Annotated in this window: 18 protein-coding genes; 8 read left to right on the forward strand and 10 right to left on the reverse strand. The window is 41.6% G+C overall.

The window, feature by feature from the left end:
- Positions 1-2: 2 nt before the first annotated feature.
- From trpCF to trpA, 3 genes are read left to right on the forward strand one after another with little or no spacing between them, the layout of a single operon-like run.
- A complete protein-coding gene (gene trpCF / locus EAE93_RS04310) occupies positions 3-1,367 on the forward strand; it encodes a bifunctional indole-3-glycerol-phosphate synthase TrpC/phosphoribosylanthranilate isomerase TrpF (protein WP_214039154.1) in 1,365 nt (454 codons plus the stop codon).
- Between the two features lie 58 nt (positions 1,368-1,425).
- Positions 1,426-2,616, forward strand: a complete 1,191-nt coding sequence (trpB, locus tag EAE93_RS04315; protein WP_214039155.1) for a tryptophan synthase subunit beta — start codon at positions 1,426-1,428, stop codon at positions 2,614-2,616.
- Positions 2,616-3,422 carry a tryptophan synthase subunit alpha gene (trpA, locus tag EAE93_RS04320; RefSeq protein ID WP_214039156.1) on the forward strand — a complete coding sequence of 269 codons (807 nt, stop codon included), beginning with the start codon at positions 2,616-2,618 and terminating at the stop codon, positions 3,420-3,422. The genes trpB and trpA overlap by 1 nt, the downstream gene beginning before the upstream one ends.
- A 36-nt stretch (positions 3,423-3,458) precedes the next feature.
- On the opposite strand, the gene ompW is transcribed toward trpA, so the two are convergent.
- Positions 3,459-4,100, reverse strand: coding sequence for an outer membrane protein OmpW (gene ompW / locus EAE93_RS04325; protein ID WP_036805710.1), 642 nt, complete (start codon positions 4,098-4,100; stop codon positions 3,459-3,461).
- Positions 4,101-4,539: 439 nt separating this feature from the next.
- On the opposite strand from ompW, the gene EAE93_RS04330 reads away from it, so the two are divergent.
- Positions 4,540-5,310, forward strand: coding sequence for a YciC family protein (locus EAE93_RS04330; RefSeq protein ID WP_036805707.1), 771 nt, complete (start codon positions 4,540-4,542; stop codon positions 5,308-5,310).
- Positions 5,311-5,487: 177 nt separating this feature from the next.
- Here the strand turns inward: EAE93_RS04330 and EAE93_RS04335 are convergent, their stop codons facing one another.
- The 4 genes from EAE93_RS04335 to EAE93_RS04350 form a co-directional block, all read right to left on the reverse strand.
- Positions 5,488-6,015 carry an Ail/Lom family outer membrane beta-barrel protein gene (locus tag EAE93_RS04335; protein ID WP_036805704.1) on the reverse strand — a complete coding sequence of 176 codons (528 nt, stop codon included), beginning with the start codon at positions 6,013-6,015 and terminating at the stop codon, positions 5,488-5,490.
- A 571-nt stretch (positions 6,016-6,586) separates the two neighbouring features.
- A complete protein-coding gene (locus EAE93_RS04340; protein WP_036805701.1) occupies positions 6,587-7,144 on the reverse strand; it encodes an Ail/Lom family outer membrane beta-barrel protein in 558 nt (185 codons plus the stop codon).
- 400 nt (positions 7,145-7,544) lie between these two features.
- Positions 7,545-7,946 carry an HVO_A0114 family putative DNA-binding protein gene (locus EAE93_RS04345; protein ID WP_036777240.1) on the reverse strand — a complete coding sequence of 134 codons (402 nt, stop codon included), beginning with the start codon at positions 7,944-7,946 and terminating at the stop codon, positions 7,545-7,547.
- Between the two features lie 178 nt (positions 7,947-8,124).
- Positions 8,125-9,855 carry a SulP family inorganic anion transporter gene (locus EAE93_RS04350; RefSeq protein ID WP_214039157.1) on the reverse strand — a complete coding sequence of 577 codons (1,731 nt, stop codon included), beginning with the start codon at positions 9,853-9,855 and terminating at the stop codon, positions 8,125-8,127.
- 213 nt (positions 9,856-10,068) lie between these two features.
- Between EAE93_RS04350 and EAE93_RS04355 the strand changes: the two genes are divergently transcribed.
- Both EAE93_RS04355 and yciA read left to right on the forward strand, forming a co-directional pair.
- Positions 10,069-10,605, forward strand: coding sequence for a septation protein A (locus EAE93_RS04355; protein ID WP_036777126.1), 537 nt, complete (start codon positions 10,069-10,071; stop codon positions 10,603-10,605).
- A gap of 77 nt (positions 10,606-10,682) precedes the next feature.
- On the forward strand, positions 10,683-11,114 hold the full coding sequence (yciA, locus tag EAE93_RS04360) for an acyl-CoA thioester hydrolase YciA (protein ID WP_065389885.1): 432 nt from the start codon (positions 10,683-10,685) through the stop codon (positions 11,112-11,114).
- Positions 11,115-11,181: 67 nt separating this feature from the next.
- On the opposite strand, the gene tonB is transcribed toward yciA, so the two are convergent.
- Together tonB and EAE93_RS04370 are read right to left on the reverse strand one after the other, a co-directional pair.
- A complete protein-coding gene (tonB, locus tag EAE93_RS04365) occupies positions 11,182-11,856 on the reverse strand; it encodes a TonB system transport protein TonB (RefSeq protein ID WP_214039158.1) in 675 nt (224 codons plus the stop codon).
- Positions 11,857-11,958: 102 nt separating this feature from the next.
- Positions 11,959-12,141 (reverse strand): YciY family protein, encoded by a 183-nt coding sequence (locus EAE93_RS04370; protein ID WP_036777128.1) that lies wholly within the window; start codon positions 12,139-12,141, stop codon positions 11,959-11,961.
- A gap of 247 nt (positions 12,142-12,388) precedes the next feature.
- Here EAE93_RS04370 and cls point away from each other — a divergent pair, with 247 nt between their 5' ends.
- Both cls and EAE93_RS04380 read left to right on the forward strand, forming a co-directional pair.
- On the forward strand, positions 12,389-13,849 hold the full coding sequence (gene cls, locus EAE93_RS04375; protein ID WP_214039159.1) for a cardiolipin synthase: 1,461 nt from the start codon (positions 12,389-12,391) through the stop codon (positions 13,847-13,849).
- A 112-nt stretch (positions 13,850-13,961) separates the two neighbouring features.
- Positions 13,962-14,291 (forward strand): HI1450 family dsDNA-mimic protein, encoded by a 330-nt coding sequence (locus EAE93_RS04380; protein WP_036805684.1) that lies wholly within the window; start codon positions 13,962-13,964, stop codon positions 14,289-14,291.
- Positions 14,292-14,506: 215 nt separating this feature from the next.
- Here EAE93_RS04380 and oppF read toward each other — a convergent pair whose 3' ends face one another.
- Genes oppF through oppC form a run of 3 tightly spaced genes read right to left on the reverse strand, consistent with a single transcriptional unit; the run spans position 14,507 to position 17,421 of the window.
- Positions 14,507-15,508, reverse strand: a complete 1,002-nt coding sequence (gene oppF, locus EAE93_RS04385) for a murein tripeptide/oligopeptide ABC transporter ATP binding protein OppF (RefSeq protein WP_036805680.1) — start codon at positions 15,506-15,508, stop codon at positions 14,507-14,509.
- On the reverse strand, positions 15,505-16,503 hold the full coding sequence (gene oppD / locus EAE93_RS04390) for an ABC transporter ATP-binding protein (RefSeq protein ID WP_036805677.1): 999 nt from the start codon (positions 16,501-16,503) through the stop codon (positions 15,505-15,507). Before oppD ends, oppF begins: the two co-directional genes overlap by 4 nt.
- 9 nt (positions 16,504-16,512) lie before the next feature.
- Positions 16,513-17,421: an oligopeptide ABC transporter permease OppC gene (gene oppC / locus EAE93_RS04395; RefSeq protein WP_036805675.1), complete on the reverse strand. Its 909-nt coding sequence runs from the start codon at positions 17,419-17,421 to the stop codon at positions 16,513-16,515.
- Between the last annotated feature and the right edge of the window lie 12 nt (positions 17,422-17,433).

Raw genomic sequence — 17,433 nt, forward strand, 5'->3', positions numbered from 1 at the left:
TCATGCAAGCCACAATTTTACAGAAAATTGTTAATGATAAAGCCGAATATCTTATTGATCGCAAACAACAGCAACCATTGGAAGGTTTTATTGATGCCGTTGTTGCCAGCAATCGTCATTTTTATCAGGCGTTAAGTAGTGAACAGACGGTTTTCATTCTGGAATGTAAAAAGGCATCTCCTTCTAAAGGCGTTATTCGTCAGGATTTTGATCCCATTCAAATAGCGAAAATTTATCAGCCTTATGCGGCCGCCATCTCTGTATTAACTGATGAAAAATATTTTCAGGGTAGCTATGAATTTCTTCGCTTAGTCAGTGATGCTGTTCACCAGCCGGTATTGTGCAAAGATTTTATTATCGATCCTTATCAAATTTATCTTGCCCGTTATTATCAAGCCGATGCAATTTTACTGATGCTGTCTGTTCTTGATGATCAGCAATATATTGCGCTGTCTGAACTTGCGCATAGCCTGAATATGGGCGTACTGACGGAAGTCAGTTCAGAGGAAGAGCGAGCCAGAGCAGTGGCGCTAAAAGCTAAAGCGATAGGTATCAATAACCGTGATCTGAGAGATCTTTCTATCGATTTAAACCGTACCAAGCAACTTGCGCCGCAGTTACCAAAAGAAACAATTGTTATCAGCGAATCTGGCATTCACCAACATCAACAAATTCGTGATCTTAGTCATTATGCTAATGGCTTTCTCATTGGCAGTGCTTTAATGGCCCAATCCAATCTGGACTTAGCATTACGTCAATTGATTTTGGGTGAAAATAAAGTCTGTGGGTTAACGCGTCCACAAGATGCTAAAGCCGCATTACAGGCAGGTGCTGTTTATGGTGGTTTGATATTTGCTGAACATTCACCACGTAATATTAATATTCAACAAGCCCAACAAATTATCAATGCAGCAAATCTCAAATATGTAGGGGTATTTCAAAATCAATCATCTGCATTCATCAGTCATACCGCCCGTACTCTTTCTCTGGCTGCGGTGCAATTACATGGCGCAGAAGGCGAAGTTTATATTGCGCAGCTGCGAAAAACCCTGCCTGAAAATTGTCAAATCTGGAAAGCAATTGATATGTCGAAAGAGGCATTTCACGTCCAAGCCGAAAATGTTGACCGTTATTTACTTGATAACGGCAAAGGTGGAACCGGCCAAAGTTTCGATTGGCAATTACTTGAAAAACAATTACTCGCCAATGTCATGCTAGCCGGTGGGTTAAATGAAGAAAATTGCCAACAAGCAGCAAAATATGGCTGTTGCGGACTTGATTTTAACTCTGGCGTCGAAAGCGCACCCGGCATTAAAAGCAGTCATAAATTAAATAAAGTGTTTCAGCTTCTACGCTGTTACCAATAAGCAACAATTTCCCAGTTAATTACAATCTTCCGATTAATTACAATGGACAAATAGAATAATGAGTAAGCTTAACCCCTATTTTGGTGATTTCGGTGGACAATTTGTACCACAGATCCTTATTCCAGCCCTTGAACAATTAGAAGCCGCATTTATTGCGGCTCAGCAAGATCCCGAATTCCAGCAAGAATTTCAAGATCTATTGAAAAATTATGTCGGCAGGCCAACGGCATTAACGTTATGCCGTAATCTGACGAAAGGCACTAAAACCCGTCTTTATCTGAAACGTGAAGATCTATTACACGGCGGCGCTCATAAAACCAATCAGGTACTTGGTCAGGCATTATTGGCGAAACGCATGGGCAAAAACGAAATTATTGCGGAAACCGGCGCTGGTCAACATGGTGTGGCAACCGCCCTCACCTGTGCTCTTTTAAATATGAAATGCCGCATTTATATGGGCGCTAAAGATGTGGAGCGCCAATCCCCTAATGTTTTCCGCATGCGTCTGATGGGAGCCGAAGTCATTCCGGTCCACAGCGGCTCTGCTACCTTAAAAGATGCCTGCAATGAAGCATTACGTGATTGGTCTGGCAGCTACGATAAAGCCCACTACTTATTAGGGACTGCCGCTGGACCCCATCCCTATCCGACGATGGTTCGAGAGTTCCAGCGTATGATCGGCGAAGAAGCCAAATCCCAGATTCTGGCAAAAGAGGGACGCCTGCCCGATGCCGTGTTGGCCTGTGTTGGTGGAGGTTCCAATGCCATTGGCATGTTTGCCGAATTTATTCCCGAAACATCAGTCCGCCTCATTGGTATTGAACCTGCCGGGCTAGGTATTGAAACCGGTAAACATGGCGCTCCACTGAAACATGGCAAATTGGGTATCTATTTTGGTATGAAATCGCCAATGATGCAGACAGATGAAGGCCAGATTGAAGAATCTTATTCTATTTCCGCTGGTCTGGATTTCCCTTCCGTTGGCCCTCAACATGCCTATCTGAACAGTATTGGGCGGGCTGACTATGTTTCTATCACCGATGATGAAGCATTAGAAGCGTTCAAAACGCTTTCCCGTGAAGAAGGCATTATTCCAGCCCTCGAATCCTCTCATGCGCTGGCTTATGCTTTAAAAATGATCCATCAAGCTCCTGATAAAGAGCAATTACTGATCGTTAATCTATCCGGTCGCGGTGATAAAGACATATTTACTGTCCATGATATTTTAAAATCCAGAGGGGAAATCTAATGGAACGTTACGAGCAGCTATTTAAACAACTGGAAAGTCGTAAACAAGGTGCTTTTGTCCCCTTTGTCACACTAGGCGATCCAAACCCGGAATTATCACTGGAAATTATTGATACTCTGATTGCAAGTGGCGCTGACGCTCTTGAGTTAAGTATTCCTTTTTCTGATCCGCTAGCTGACGGCCCAACTATTCAGAACGCTAATCTTAGAGCCTTCTCCTCAAATGTAACCCCCACACTCTGTTTTGAGCTATTAACAAAAATTCGGGCAAAATATCCTGATATTCCTATTGGTTTATTAATGTATGCCAACCTGGTTTTTCATCATGGAATAGACGAGTTCTACCGCCGTTGCAAAGATGCAGAGGTCGATTCAGTATTAGTTGCAGATGTTCCCATATCAGAATCACGACCATTCCGTACCGCAGCGATGAAACATGGTATCGCTCCTATTTTTATCTGCCCTCCCAACGCGGAAGATGAACTATTACGTGAAATTGCATCTTATGGCCGCGGATATACCTACTTATTATCAAGATCAGGAGTGACCGGTATAGAAAGGCGAGGTGAAAAACCGTTAAATCATTTAGTCAATAAACTACGGGAATATCATGCTGCGCCACCGTTACAGGGATTTGGGATTTCAGAACCTAAGCAGGTAAAAGAAACATTAGCAAGCGGCGCAGCAGGAGCCATTTCAGGATCTGCCGTTGTTAAAATTATCGAAGAAAATCTTCTCCAGCCAAAAATAATGCTGGAAAAACTGGCTGAATTTGTATCAAAAATGAAGTCTGCCACTCAACTTTAATACAAAAAATGGGGCAAAATCTGCCCCATTTTTTTATTAAAAGTGATAACCAACCCCAAACATAAATACCCACGGATCAAGCCGGGTATCAATTTTATATTGCTGGTCACCTGCTTTAAATTTCACATCTGTTTCAATGTTTACCCACCACACAGAAGCGTTCAACATCCAATTCTGATCTAACTCATAATCCAGACCAACCTGCCCCGCAACACCCCAGGAATCCTTCAAATCCAGACTATGTAAGTTATTATCTTTAACAGCCGAATTGCCGTTGAATTTTTCGTTAAAGAAAGTGGTGTAGTTAAGACCAACACCAACATAAGGACGGAAACTACTTTCTTTAGAACCGAAATAGTATTGCGCCATTAATGTCGGCGGGAGATGTTTTACTTTAGCAATATCACCAACACCCGGTAAACTTACCCGATGCTGGAAGGGTGTCCCTGCCAGTAATTCAAAACCAATATTATCGGTAATCATATAACTGAAGGTTAAACCCATCTGGGTATTATTATCCGCACTCAAAGAACCCACCCCTAATACATTGTCAGACCCCGTATTAGGTCTTACCGTCGCAGTACCTGTGCGGAAAATAAAATCACCCGCTTCATGAGCAAAAGCGAATGATGGTGCTAAAGTTGCCGCTGCTAATACAAATGCAGAAATTTTTTTCATTATTCATCCCATTTCTGTGATTTAAAGTCAATTAAAATATACTCATATATTAGAAATCATGATCCAAGACAGATCACATCTTTCAAAGAATTTCAGTAAAACCGCATATTTATAATATTATTATTTCAATTGGGAATTATTTTAAATTGATCCAGATCAAAATTCATTTATTATTAATCAGTTACAAATCCTTTATTTATATACTCATTCCGAAGTTTTATCTTTCCTTATCATTATATTTCCATTATGTTTTAATAAGGTTAATTTTATGTTTATTTTTATCTTAAGAATATAAAGTGAAGAACTTTTTTCTACTATCAACAATCACAGTTAACCATTAATTTATCCGTATCATCTCGTTTCTACTATCCACATTTCCCCATAACAAGGTACAATCACCCCTTATGCATTGTTGTTTAACCTGATAGGAGCTGTCTTCATGCCAATCACGGCGAATACCCTGTACCGTGACAGTTTTAACTTTTTCAAAAATCAACTGTTAAGTACCCTGACCCTGGCCGTTCTGGCGGCTCTGGTTACCACCTTATTGGGGCACCTGTTTATTCCTGACAGCGAACAGATGAAGTTGCTGACAGAAGCAGAATTTACGTTTGCCACTTCAGGCAAGGCTGGTATTCAGGAGCTGGTGTCTCAAATGACCCCAGAGCAACAGTCAATGATCATGCGAGCGGGAATCGGGACCATTTTCTCAAGTATGATTGGCAGCGTGCTACTGGTCGGTGGCGTACTGACGCTGGTCGCGGCAGTTTCAGCAGGAAACCGTATTTCTTCATTACAGGCAATTGGTTTATCAGCAAGCCAGTTACCGAAACTGTTCTTATTACTGCTTATCTGCACCCTGTTAATTCAACTGGGCTTGATGCTGATGCTAGTACCAGGCATTATTTTGTCGATCGCACTGGCTTTATCACCCGTTATTATGACTGCTGAACGTCGCGGCATTTTTGCTTCTATGAAAATAAGCTGGAAACTAGCATTTGCTAATATTCGTCTGTTGGTTCCGGCAATTCTTTTATGGCTGACCGCAAGGCTCTTGTTGGTATTTATTATTGACCGCCTAACATTCATTCACAGCGAGATGGCAGGGATTATTCTTGGTGTATTCAATAACCTCATTTCAGCTATTTTGCTGATTTATCTGTTCCGGTTGTATATGCTGATTGCCTCTCCACAACCAAAATCAATATAAAGTAGCTATTCAAACAAAACCCCATAGTGATAAAACTATGGGGTAAACAGAATAAGCTAGTTATAGCTGGATGAGCACATCGTTGCTATTGATATAAACACAAAAAATTCCCTGTCATATAACAGGGAATTTCTATAGAAGAGTTAGCTAAATTAAGTAAAAATTAGCAAATTTCTATTAGAACCGATAACCTACGCCAACTACCCAAGTGCCTACTTTAAGGTCACCCAATCTGGCATCATTAAATTTTGCGTATTCATAGGATGTATCAATAGTCCAATTTGGCATAGGGTTAAACTGTAATCCCAGTCCGTAGCTGACAGATGACTTATCCTCGGTATATGACCCATTCAAAACAGGAACTTCAAACTCTCCACGCGCAGCACCAACCATACCATATATACTAACATATTCATTAAAGCGATATGTAGGACCCGCCATCAGGGAATAATAATTCACATCAAATTTATCGAAACCCTTGTGGGTATATGTTAATGAACTAATAACACCAAAATTATTATCCAACTCGTAGCGGTACTTCAGGTTGAAGCCCTTTCCCTTTGGATTACCATCAATCTTTTCACCATTAAACTTTACATGACTCTGAGCATAACCACCCGAAATCGTGTGTTCACCGGCATTTGCCGCAAATGCAAATACAGATAAACTTGCTGTCACCACTGACGCTACCAATGTTCTTTTCATTGAAAATCCCTAATGTTATATAAAAATATAGAAAAGATTAATTACGGACCGCAATTATTTATCAGCAACCAATATAAAACAACTCAATACTGTTTGTTGTTAAGTTTCCGTTTAACAAGATCAAATAATAACTGTTTCCCGCCTTGATCAGAGGAATCTCTCCATATCAATCGGCTATTTTTCACACTTATAGCGTTTCATCACTATTGAGATAAAAGCAAAAAAATTCCCTGTTTTACAACAGGGAATTTTGTCTAGAATAATAGTGATAACTAATAAAGGAATAATCTTCAGATTATATGGCTAAACATGGACTAACAATTTCAACTAAATAGATATATGGACATTAAACCAATAGTCAAAAACATATATCCGGTTTCAATAATCCCTGATGAAAATCCGTACTCTCTATCCTCATTATTTCGATAGCCTTTAAATAAACTATCTAACAAACTAACAGAGAGTCGGTTCTAACATTACTTTATTATCTTCAGTCACTTAATAAAATTGCCCAGAGCGCAAAAGTTGGACTGAATTCCCTTTAAAGGAACGACTACACTGGAAACACTATTTAAAATCGATAACCCGCACCAATTACCCAAGTGCCTACTTTGAAATCATCCAGTTTTGAATATTCATAAGATGCATCAATAACCCAATTTGGCATAGGGTTAAACTGCAATCCTAAACCATAAGCAGCAGATGTCTTACTCTCTTTATAGTCAAAGTCATAGTCATTAGCAACACCCAACGCAGAAGTTTCACCCTTTACTTTCCGGTGTGCTGCACCAACCAGACCGTACACACTCACGTACTCATTAAAACGGTATGTAGGGCCAACCATCAAAGAATAATAATCTAAATCAGCCGTACCCACTTTGCCACCATAATCGTAGAAATCATAGCCCTGATGTGTCAGCGTGAATGAACTAATAACACCCCAATTATTATCCAACTCGTAGCGATATTTCAGGTTAAAACCTTTTGGGTTTTCATCAAGTTTTTCACCATCAACTTTCACATGACTCTGAGCATAACCACCCGAAATCGTGTGTTCACCAGCATTTGCTGCAAATGAGAATACAGATAAACCAACTGCCACTGCTGAGGCTATCAATGCCTTTTTCATTGGAACGTCCTAAATAGTTATTTTACAAGTAATAATGATTTTGCTTTGTTAAAATATACTTATCGAAAAACAAAATGTAACGTGGTATTAAATACTTAATGCTTCAATCATATTGTTTTTTAAAAAGAAATTTTAAAATAAGGTAGGTATTCAGGATCTGACATCTCAGATAATAGAAGAATAACGCTCAATAATCATACGTTCAGGAATTAATAACTATTTTTTTCAATTATAATTATCAAATGTGATTATTTTATTTCTCGTATTCACTTGCTGATCTCAATAACGCTATTACAGTTGAATTATTATTCAATCAAACCCCATAGTGATAAAACCATGAGGCTGAAAGTTATAAACAAGTTTACGTTGTATTCATTTACATGGTGTTAAATTTACTATTTCAAGCCGCTATATTTTTAGCCCCACAAGATGACATCACCCTTTCACTGATTTCCTGCTCAATTTTTATTTCAAAATCAGTAAACAGTGCCTTTGGTTTTACACTTTTATTACTTTTTTCAAGCGTGACAAAACCATGTCGGCTAAGCGTCTTTAATGTGACTGACAAGTTGCTTGGTTTCCTTCCTGACAGATTAGCCAGCTCTGCGATTGTCTCTGGTTTGTGCTCATCGATAAGACGCAGAAGCGCAATATTGTCACTGCTAAGTACTTGAGCAAGAGCAATCATGGAAGTAAACCAGATTTTAGGCTCATCAGGTTGAACAATATATTCACCCTTAATAATAGCCAATGTACGCTTGCGTATAAGCTCTTCATTCATCACGCCAATGAGTGCTTTCATCGTATTACCCTCTTTTTTCGCGTTCAGCGATAATTTCATCAATGACTCTCTGACCATGCAACCCAAGCAAGACGTCCAAACCTGAATCAGATTGCATTACGAAAACCTCTTTATTTGTTATGATCTAATCATATGTTTTTATTCAACGAACTTCAAGTGAACAACCAACTGTAAGTTATTATCTTTTAATGTAATTCGAGTACCATTCAGGCTTACTTTGGATCATTCGTACCGCAAAATAGAGATCGGGCGCCACAATCAGATCGTCATCACTACTTTGCAGCTTATTCTGTTTTATCCAACGGGTAAGTTCTGTCCGGCGACCAGCGAGCACCAATGTGATATCTCTGACTTTCAATTCATTAATCAACTCATCAATGGCGGCAAATACACTGACATCATCATGGGTAAAACTCACAGCCGCGTCGACAACCAGCCAACCCGGACGTTTTTGCGTTTTGTTAAGTTTTTGAATCCTGTCAACATGCTGCAACACCCGCTTTTTAAAATAGCTGACATTGAAATAAGTCAATGGTGAATTAAATCGATACATCATTACGCCATCTATTGGTTTAATATCATTGCCATGATTAATTGAATGAATCATTCCTTGGTCATTCACCCCTAAGAGCTGATCTGTCGGGCGGAATATAGTTCGCAAAAACTGTAATAAACCAAGCAAAACGGCGAAACCAACACCGTTAATCAAGCCAACCACCAGCACGGAAATTAATGTAAATAGTGATAAAGTAAATGCCTGATGATTTCTTTTCCTCAGTGACCAGATCCGCCGTAAGTCCAACAGTGACGATGCCGAATAAATCAACACCACACCAAGCGATGACAACGGGATATAAGCCAGGAAACTTGTCATAAATAACAAAATCAGCAGAATAATGGTCGCTGCGATAACCGAGACCAATTGCGTTTTCCCACCAATCGCATCATTAACCGCAGTACGACTGCTGGCAGCACTGACAGCAAATCCTTGTGATAAAGCAGAAGCGATATTCGCAATGCCTAAGGCCCTAAGTTCACAATCTGCATCAATCTGATAACCATTTTTACTGGCAAAGCTGCGGGCCGTCATCATAAAACTGACAAAACTGATAACAGCAAGGTTCAAAGATGGGATAACTAGCTCACGCATAATGCCTGGCTGGAAATCGGGCACTGGTACAACTGGTAATCCCCCACCGCTGACACTACCAACAATCTGGATGCCATATTTTTCCAGACCAAATTGCCAGCTTAAATAAGTCGCTAATACCATTGCCAACAAAGGCCCCGGCCAAGTCGGACGCAAGAAACGCACAGCGAGCAAAATCAACACCGTAGCAACAGACATTGCTAGCGTCGGTAAATGCGTACCCATCAGTTTGGCAGGTAATGCGATCACCCGTTCAATCAATCCCGCCGGAACGCCAGCAAAACCAAACACTTTAGCTAACTGATCCACAATGATTGTCAATGCAACACCGTTCATTAATCCTTTCAGGATCGGTTTGGAAAGAAAATCAGCAAACGCGCCTAATCGGAAGTGGCTGGCGAGAACACACCATATTCCGGTCATTAAGGTCATTACGATTGTCAGCTGCCAGCGTACATCTTCATTATCAAAAACCAATGGCGCGACAGCCGCCGCAATAACGGCACACGTTGCTGCATCTGGCCCGACAATCAACTGTCTTGAGGTACCAAATAATGCATAAGCAAACATGGGTAAAATGCATGCATAAAGACCGATAATTGCACTTATTCCCATCAATTCGGCGTAAGCAATAGCAACCGGCAGAGCAACTGCGGCAACAGAAAGCCCGGCTCTTAAATCATGACTAAACCATTCCTTGCGATAATGAGAAAAATTGCCCAACCCTGGCATCCAACGCTGTAGTTTTTTCCACTGCATCTGGTTTATGCCCTCTCATTTTTCAACGGGTTTTCGTTATAATGCGGCGTTATATGCTCACTGACAACCGGAAGTTAATTACGTCGCTCTTTATGATAGAATTCTGCGAAACCGATCGATAAAAATCTTTTTTATTGAGAGATATACCCTATGGATTTCAAAATGACTAAAATCGGATGATAATCAGATGCCGAAATTACGATAGGTTCAAATATGAAACAACTTTTAGACTTTCTACCTTTAGTCGTCTTTTTTGTCGTATACAAAATGTATGACATTTTTTACGCTTCTGGAGCGTTGATCGCCGCCACCGGTTTAGCTGTCGCTATTACTTATTTCATCTACCGGAAAGTAGAGAAATCTTCCCTGATCACTTTTATCATGGTGGCTGTCTTCGGTACTTTAACTTTAGCTTTCCACAGTGATCTCTTTATCAAATGGAAAGTTACAGTCATCTATGCATTATTCGCATTAGCCTTGCTAGGCAGCCAATGGTTTATGAAAAAACCGCTGATTCAGAAAATGCTAGGAAAAGAGTTAGTTTTGCCCGATTTTGTCTGGAACAAACTCAATATGGCATGGGCGCTGTTTTTTACTGCCTGTGCGCTGGCTAATATTTATGTCGCATTCTGGTTACCGCAAGATGTCTGGGTTAATTTTAAAGTATTTGGTCTGACTGCCCTGACTCTGGTTTTCACCGTGCTCAGTGTAGTATATATTTACCGTCACCTGCCACGCGAACAGAAGTAACCCCATTCCAATGGATACCTGCCTGCCATCGTCAGTAGGCAGGTATTGTTTTTTCATCAAATAAAGTAAAGTTTTCAATGACACAACAACAATTACCTAACGGAGAGTTAGTCCTCCGCACACTGGCTATGCCCGCTGATACCAACGCCAATGGAGATATTTTTGGTGGATGGTTAATGTCACAAATGGATATTGGTGGTGCAATTCTGGCAAAAGAAATTGCAGAAGGCCGTGTTGTCACTGTCAGAGTAGATGGTATTACTTTCCTGAAACCTGTCGCCGTTGGTGATGTCGTCTGCTGCTATGCACACTGTCTCAAAACCGGTAACAGTTCGATTACCATCAACATCGAAGTCTGGGTGAAGAAAGTCGCCTCTGAACCCGTTGGTCAACGCTATCGTGCAACCGAAGCGGTATTCACTTATGTTGCGGTTAATGAAGATAATACCTCCCGTCGATTGCCAGAAGGCAAAACCCACTTTCAACTCACTAGCAGCACTAACGAATAAGGCAAATTATTAATGGAAAAAGGAGCGTGTTAATAATGCTCCTTTTTTATTTCCATTTCCCCGACAATCAGGATTGAGATATACCCGTAATTTTGAATTCGACGGTTGTGATATAACCAACCGCTGGTATTTTTTCAAAGCGCCATTTTCTCATCGCTTTTTTCACCTCCCTTTCAAAAACATTGGGTGGATTAGCGCCAATCACTTCTATATTTTTTACCCGTCCATCTTCATCAATATCATATTTGACTTTCACATAGCCTTCGGTACCCAATGCTGAAGCCCTGGATGGGTAGATAGGTAACGCTTTACTTAATGCCCTTGGCCCATTCTGCGGTTTAACCACCGGTTTATTCTGATTATTATCAGTACGGTTAGCCAGCGCATTCTGATTAAACTGCGGTTTTTCCGGTTGTTCAGCTCTCTTTTCAACGGGTTCAGATTGCTTTTTAACAACCTTCTTCTTCACTTCCGGTTTCTTCACCTCTGGTTTTGGAATTACCGGCTCCGGAACAGGTTCCGGCTCCTCTGGCTCTGATTCAGGTTCAGGCGCTGCCGGCTCTGAAACAGGGGCTTCTTCAGCCGCTAATTGAATCATAGCGACAGACATAAGTGCAATATCAGACTGTTTTTCCGGCATTGCAGAACAAAAAAGGGCGGCAGCAATAGAAATGTGCAAACAAACTGATAGCAATATTGGCCAACGTATCCAGCGCATAAGGGAATTCTTGATTAGCAGCATAATAGTCAATCCTCGAATGACTGCTAGTTTAAATGCAAATAGCAATCATATTCAATAAAGATTGTAGGTGAGCGTGAATATAAGGCCAAAAATATTATTTTTTCAATGTATCCATTCGCCATGCTGAACAAACAATAAAGCTCGACGCTGTTTATAACCATTTAATTTACGTAGTGAATAAATGCGTAAATTACGTCTTGATTGCCCTTCCAGCCAACGGCGCCGACGGTTAGAATTCTGGCGTAACATCCGCCACCGCCCTACTTCATTCCGACTACGTTTCATAAAGTCATACCTATAAAAATATCACGCTCATTATAAGCCTTTAAAAAAGATATCCAAGGCGTATCTGGATAGTACTTTTTATATCAATAATGCGAAATGACCAATATCAAGTATGATGCTTGCAGTATATTTGCCGATTTTTTGGTAAATTCATCGGGTTAATTAGATCGTTTATATCCCGTGTCTTGAGGAAACCGTGTCAAACGCCACCAAAGATATCTGAACAAAACAGGATTGATTGCCGAATATGACAACCTTTTATTCCGTCCTAAGTTGGCTTGCTATTTTCTTTTATTGGCTGATTGTTGCCAGTATCACCCTACGCATTCTGATAAAGCGTCGGCCGGTCACCTCCGCTATGACCTGGCTGTTGATTATTTATATCCTTCCCTTAGTTGGAATCATCGCTTACCTGTCGTTCGGTGAGCTGCATTTAGGAAAACGCAGAGTTGAACAAGCAAAAGCCATGTGGCCTTCAACAACCGTATGGCTTGAAGAACTACGTAAATCTCGTCATATCTTCGCCACGGAAAATAGCGAAGTCGCGACGCCTTTATTCCAGCTTTGCGAACGACGGCAAGGGCTTGAAGGCGTTAAAGGCAATAAGATCCAATTGCTGACAACCTATGACCATTCACTGAAAACCATTATCAAAGATATTGAGAATGCCAAACACAGTATTGATATGGTGTTTTACATCTGGCAATCCGGCGGCTTGGTTGAGCAAGTGACTGATGCTCTTATGGCCGCAGCACACCGAGGCGTCAGATGCCGTATTATGGTGGATTCAGCCGGTAGCTGGTTATATTGCCGTAGCCAATACCCGGATATCATGCGCCAGGCGGGAATTGAATTTGTTGAAGCTTTGCCGGTCAACATATTCCGCCTATTTCTACGCCGAATGGATTTGCGCCAGCATCGTAAAATTATCTTGATAGATAATTATATTTCTTATGCCGGTAGTATGAATATGGTCGATCCGCGCTTCTTTAAACAAGATGCCGGCGTTGGGCAATGGATCGATATCATGGTGCGCATGGAAGGACCAGTTACCACGACTATGGGGGTTATTTACGCTTGTGACTGGGAAATGGAAACAGGTCAACGTATCTTTCCGCCATCACCGGATAGCAATATTATGCCATTTGAACAGGCCAGTGGGCACACAACTCAGGTTATTGCATCCGGCCCTGGATTCCCCGAGGAATTGATTCAACAATCTTTAATGACGGCTATTTTCTCTGCCCGTAAGCAACTGATTTTAACTACCCCTTATTTTGTTCCCAGTGATGACCTGATAAATGCTATTTGCACCGCAGCCTTACGAGGGGTTGAAGTTATTATTATCGTTCCACGCAGAAATAATTTCTTCTTAGTGCGTTGGGCAAGCCGTGCATTTTTTGCTGAATTGTTAAATGCCGGTGTTAAGATTTACCAGTTTGAAGATGGCTTGCTACATACCAAAAGCGTTTTAGTTGATGGTCAACTCAGCATGGTGGGTTCAGTGAATCTCGATATGCGTAGCCTGTGGCTAAATTTCGAAATTACCGTGGTTATTGATGATGAAAACTTTGGTAATGATTTGACACTGGTACAATATGATTATATCGCCCATTCTACATTGCTGGAAACCAAGGAGTGGGAACAACGCCCTTTGTGGCATCGTATAATTGAACGTATTTGTTACTTTTTTAGCCCACTACTGTGACCAACACCCTCGTCTTGTAAAGACGGGGGTACCAATCAACGCTTCAACATGCTTTAATTCCTTCATCATGACCCACGAATAAATCAACATGGACAACAGATCCTCACAAGCTATGGATTTAGACATCAATAATCGAATGACAGAAGATGAAACCCTTGAGAAAGCCTATGACATCTTTCTTGAACTGGCTTCATCCAACCTCGACCCCGCTGATATTCTACTGTTTAGTTTACAATTCGAAATACGTGGCGGCGCAGAATTACTGATCCCTTCTGAGGAGTGGGTTAAGCACGTGGATTTTGATCCGAACCCTGATTTTTTTGCCGAGGTCATTATCGGGCTGGCAGAATCTGAAGATGCCGAGATCAACGATGTTTTCGCTCGCATCCTTATTTGCCGGGAAAAATCTCACCCGATTTACCATATTTTGTGGAAAGATTGAAAAATTAAGGTCAGTGATTTTATCTGCTATTTTTTTATTCAAAGAGTGAGAGCTACCCGTTTTGATGCAGGTCTGAATCCCAACACAAAACCCAAAAAGTAACTCTCACATTTAATGCCTTACAATATTCCTCAATAACTACAATATTCCTCAGTAACTACAATATTCCTCAGTAACTACAATATTCCTCAGTAACTACAATCGATTAACCTTAACTACAATGGGTCAACCTTTAAACAAGACACTGCGTGGCGGAAACTTCCTTCCATCAATGGCCGTGTTTTAGCACATTCAGGATCTGCCATTGGACAACGAGTACGGAAAACACATCCTGATGGCGGATTGATGGGTGACGGCAATTCACCTTCCAACAATTCAATGTGTTTATTTCGTTCTTTATCTGGATCAGGCACCGGTACCGCCGACATCAACGCTTTGGTATAGGGATGTTGTGGATTATGATAAACCTCATCATAAGTGCCCAATTCCACCGCATGTCCAAGGTACATCACCAACACGCGATCAGAGATATGCTTAACCACCGCCAGATCATGGGCGATAAAAATCAGTGACAGTCCCATTTCCCGTTGTAATTCCTGCAATAGGTTCACTACTTGAGCTTGAATAGATACATCAAGTGCGGATACCGGCTCATCACAAATCACCAACTTAGGTTCAAGAATAAGCGCACGAGCAATCCCGATACGTTGACACTGACCACCAGAGAATTCATGCGGATAACGGTTAATCAGATTCGGCAGTAATCCAACTTTCATCATCATTGTTTTTACCCGCTCTTTAATTTCCGGCTCTTTCATCTTTGGATGATAAGTGCGCAGTGGCTCAGCGATAATATCACCAATCGTCATTCGTGGGTTTAAGGATGCTAATGGATCCTGGAATATCATCTGGATATCACTGCGAATATCCCGCCACTGTTTATCATCCATATCCAGCAGGCTTTTTCCCAACCAAGTTACTGAACCACCAGAAGACTTGACCAATCCGATAATTGCACGAGCAAAAGTCGATTTACCGCAACCGGATTCACCAACCACACCAAGAGTTTCCCCTTCGTATAACCTTAATGTAACGCCATCAACCGCTTTCAAGGTTTTTGTTGGTTGCCAGAACCACTGTTTGCCATCTTTGATATCAAAGTGAACTTTTAGATCTGCTACTTCCAGCAGCACTCGTCTTTCTTCAATCGGGCTCATACCAATTCCTCCGGCGCTTTAAAGCAAGCTCGCAAACGCCCGTTGCCAAATGTCTCTAACCCCGGTTCACAATCTACACAACGGCCTACTGAAAACTGACAGCGTGGCTGGAACGGACACCCTTTCGGCAATCGTAATAAGTTAGGCGGATTTCCGGGAATGGTCGTCAATGCTGCTTCATCACCATCAAGACGTGGAACAGCATTAAGCAGGCCAATAGAATAAGGATGAGTTGGTTGATAAAACACTTCACGAGCCGAGCCATATTCCATCGTTCTCCCCGCATACATCACCAACACTTTGTCACAAATACCGGCAACTACCCCCAAATCGTGAGTAATCATAATAATCGCGGTATTAAATTCCCGTTTCAGCTCATTCAGTAGGGTCATAATCTGAGCCTGAACTGTGACATCAAGTGCGGTTGTCGGTTCGTCAGCAATCAACAATTTTGGTCGACATAACAACGCCATTGCGATCATCACACGCTGACGCATTCCACCAGAAAATTCATGCGGATACATTCGCATTCGTTTAAGCGCTTCCGGCATTTTGACAGCATCCAGCATCCGAATCGATTCAAGGTATGCCTCGCTTTTACTCATATGCTTATGCAACATCAATACTTCTGTCAGTTGATCGCCGATACGCATATAGGGATTGAGAGATGTCATTGGGTCTTGAAATATCATTGATATCTCTTCCGCTCTCATGCGGTTAAGCGCTTTTTCTTCAAGGTTAAGAATTTCCCTACCATTAAAAATAGCGGAACCGCCAATTTTGCCGTTTCTGGCAAGCAGCCCCATCAAAGCAAAAGCAGTTTGTGATTTTCCAGAACCAGATTCACCCACAATACCTAGTGTTTCCCCTGCTCGTAAATCAAAATTCAGCTTGTTCACCGCCGTAACATCCCCGTCCGGGGTACTAAAAGTTACGTCCAACTCTTTAACAATTAACAACGGTTCAGAACTTTTCTGGTTTTTAACGCTGTCCATGTTACCTCCTTAACGATCTTTCGGATCGAGGGCATCACGCAAGCCATCGCCGATAAAGTTAAAACAAAACAGTGTCACCACCAGAAAACCGGCAGGAAACAACAGTAACCACGGGGAAACTTCCATCGAATTCGCACCATCGCTTAACAGTGCTCCCCAACTGCTTAATGGTTCTTGAGTCCCCAATCCCAGAAAGCTAAGAAACGATTCAAACAGAATCATACTCGGCACTAATAAAGATGCATAAACCACCACCACTCCCAATACATTAGGGACAATATGGCGCAGCACAATATGACGGGTTGACACACCACACACCAGCGCCGCTTCAATAAACTCCTTACGTTTTAGGCTCAATGTCTGACCACGGACAATACGCGCCATATCCAGCCATGACACCATACCGATGGCGACAAATATCAGAAAAATATTCTGTCCGAAGAAGGTCACCAACAGAATTACAAAGAACATGAATGGAAATGAATTCAGGATTTCCAGCAGACGCATCATTACTGAGTCTATTTTTCCACCCAAATAGCCAGATAATGATCCATATAAGGTTCCGACGACTACCGCCACCAAAGCGGCTGCAATCCCAACCATCAACGAAATGCGTCCTCCAATGGCAACACGCACCAGCAAATCACGTCCAGAAGAATCTGTACCAAAATAGTGGCCTGATTCAAAATCAGGCGGCATCGACATCATGGCCCAGTCAGTATCGTCATATGTGAATTGAGCCAACATCGGCGCCAGGATCACAAACAAGGTAATCAAAGATAACAGACACAAACTGGCAATCGCTGCCCGGTTGTGAATAAAACGGCGTCGTGCATCCTGCCACAAACTCCGCCCTTCGATTTCTAATTGCTCAGAGAAATTTTCCAGAGCTTCGCTGTTTTGTTTGTTAACTATCATTGCGTGCTCCAG

This window comes from Photorhabdus akhurstii, assembly GCF_018448925.1.
Classification (GTDB): domain Bacteria; phylum Pseudomonadota; class Gammaproteobacteria; order Enterobacterales; family Enterobacteriaceae; genus Photorhabdus; species Photorhabdus akhurstii.

Coding starts and splice junctions, on each gene's coding strand:
- trpCF (WP_214039154.1), top strand. CDS start 3: ATGCAAGCCACAATTTTACAGAAAATTGTTAATGATAAAGCCGAATAT.
- trpB (WP_214039155.1), top strand. CDS start 1,426: ATGAGTAAGCTTAACCCCTATTTTGGTGATTTCGGTGGACAATTTGTA.
- trpA (WP_214039156.1), top strand. CDS start 2,616: ATGGAACGTTACGAGCAGCTATTTAAACAACTGGAAAGTCGTAAACAA.
- ompW (WP_036805710.1), bottom strand. CDS start 4,100: ATGAAAAAAATTTCTGCATTTGTATTAGCAGCGGCAACTTTAGCACCA.
- EAE93_RS04330 (WP_036805707.1), top strand. CDS start 4,540: ATGCCAATCACGGCGAATACCCTGTACCGTGACAGTTTTAACTTTTTC.
- EAE93_RS04335 (WP_036805704.1), bottom strand. CDS start 6,015: ATGAAAAGAACATTGGTAGCGTCAGTGGTGACAGCAAGTTTATCTGTA.
- EAE93_RS04340 (WP_036805701.1), bottom strand. CDS start 7,144: ATGAAAAAGGCATTGATAGCCTCAGCAGTGGCAGTTGGTTTATCTGTA.
- EAE93_RS04345 (WP_036777240.1), bottom strand. CDS start 7,946: ATGAAAGCACTCATTGGCGTGATGAATGAAGAGCTTATACGCAAGCGT.
- EAE93_RS04350 (WP_214039157.1), bottom strand. CDS start 9,855: ATGCAGTGGAAAAAACTACAGCGTTGGATGCCAGGGTTGGGCAATTTT.
- EAE93_RS04355 (WP_036777126.1), top strand. CDS start 10,069: ATGAAACAACTTTTAGACTTTCTACCTTTAGTCGTCTTTTTTGTCGTA.
- yciA (WP_065389885.1), top strand. CDS start 10,683: ATGACACAACAACAATTACCTAACGGAGAGTTAGTCCTCCGCACACTG.
- tonB (WP_214039158.1), bottom strand. CDS start 11,856: ATGCTGCTAATCAAGAATTCCCTTATGCGCTGGATACGTTGGCCAATA.
- EAE93_RS04370 (WP_036777128.1), bottom strand. CDS start 12,141: ATGAAACGTAGTCGGAATGAAGTAGGGCGGTGGCGGATGTTACGCCAG.
- cls (WP_214039159.1), top strand. CDS start 12,389: ATGACAACCTTTTATTCCGTCCTAAGTTGGCTTGCTATTTTCTTTTAT.
- EAE93_RS04380 (WP_036805684.1), top strand. CDS start 13,962: ATGGATTTAGACATCAATAATCGAATGACAGAAGATGAAACCCTTGAG.
- oppF (WP_036805680.1), bottom strand. CDS start 15,508: ATGAGCCCGATTGAAGAAAGACGAGTGCTGCTGGAAGTAGCAGATCTA.
- oppD (WP_036805677.1), bottom strand. CDS start 16,503: ATGGACAGCGTTAAAAACCAGAAAAGTTCTGAACCGTTGTTAATTGTT.
- oppC (WP_036805675.1), bottom strand. CDS start 17,421: ATGATAGTTAACAAACAAAACAGCGAAGCTCTGGAAAATTTCTCTGAG.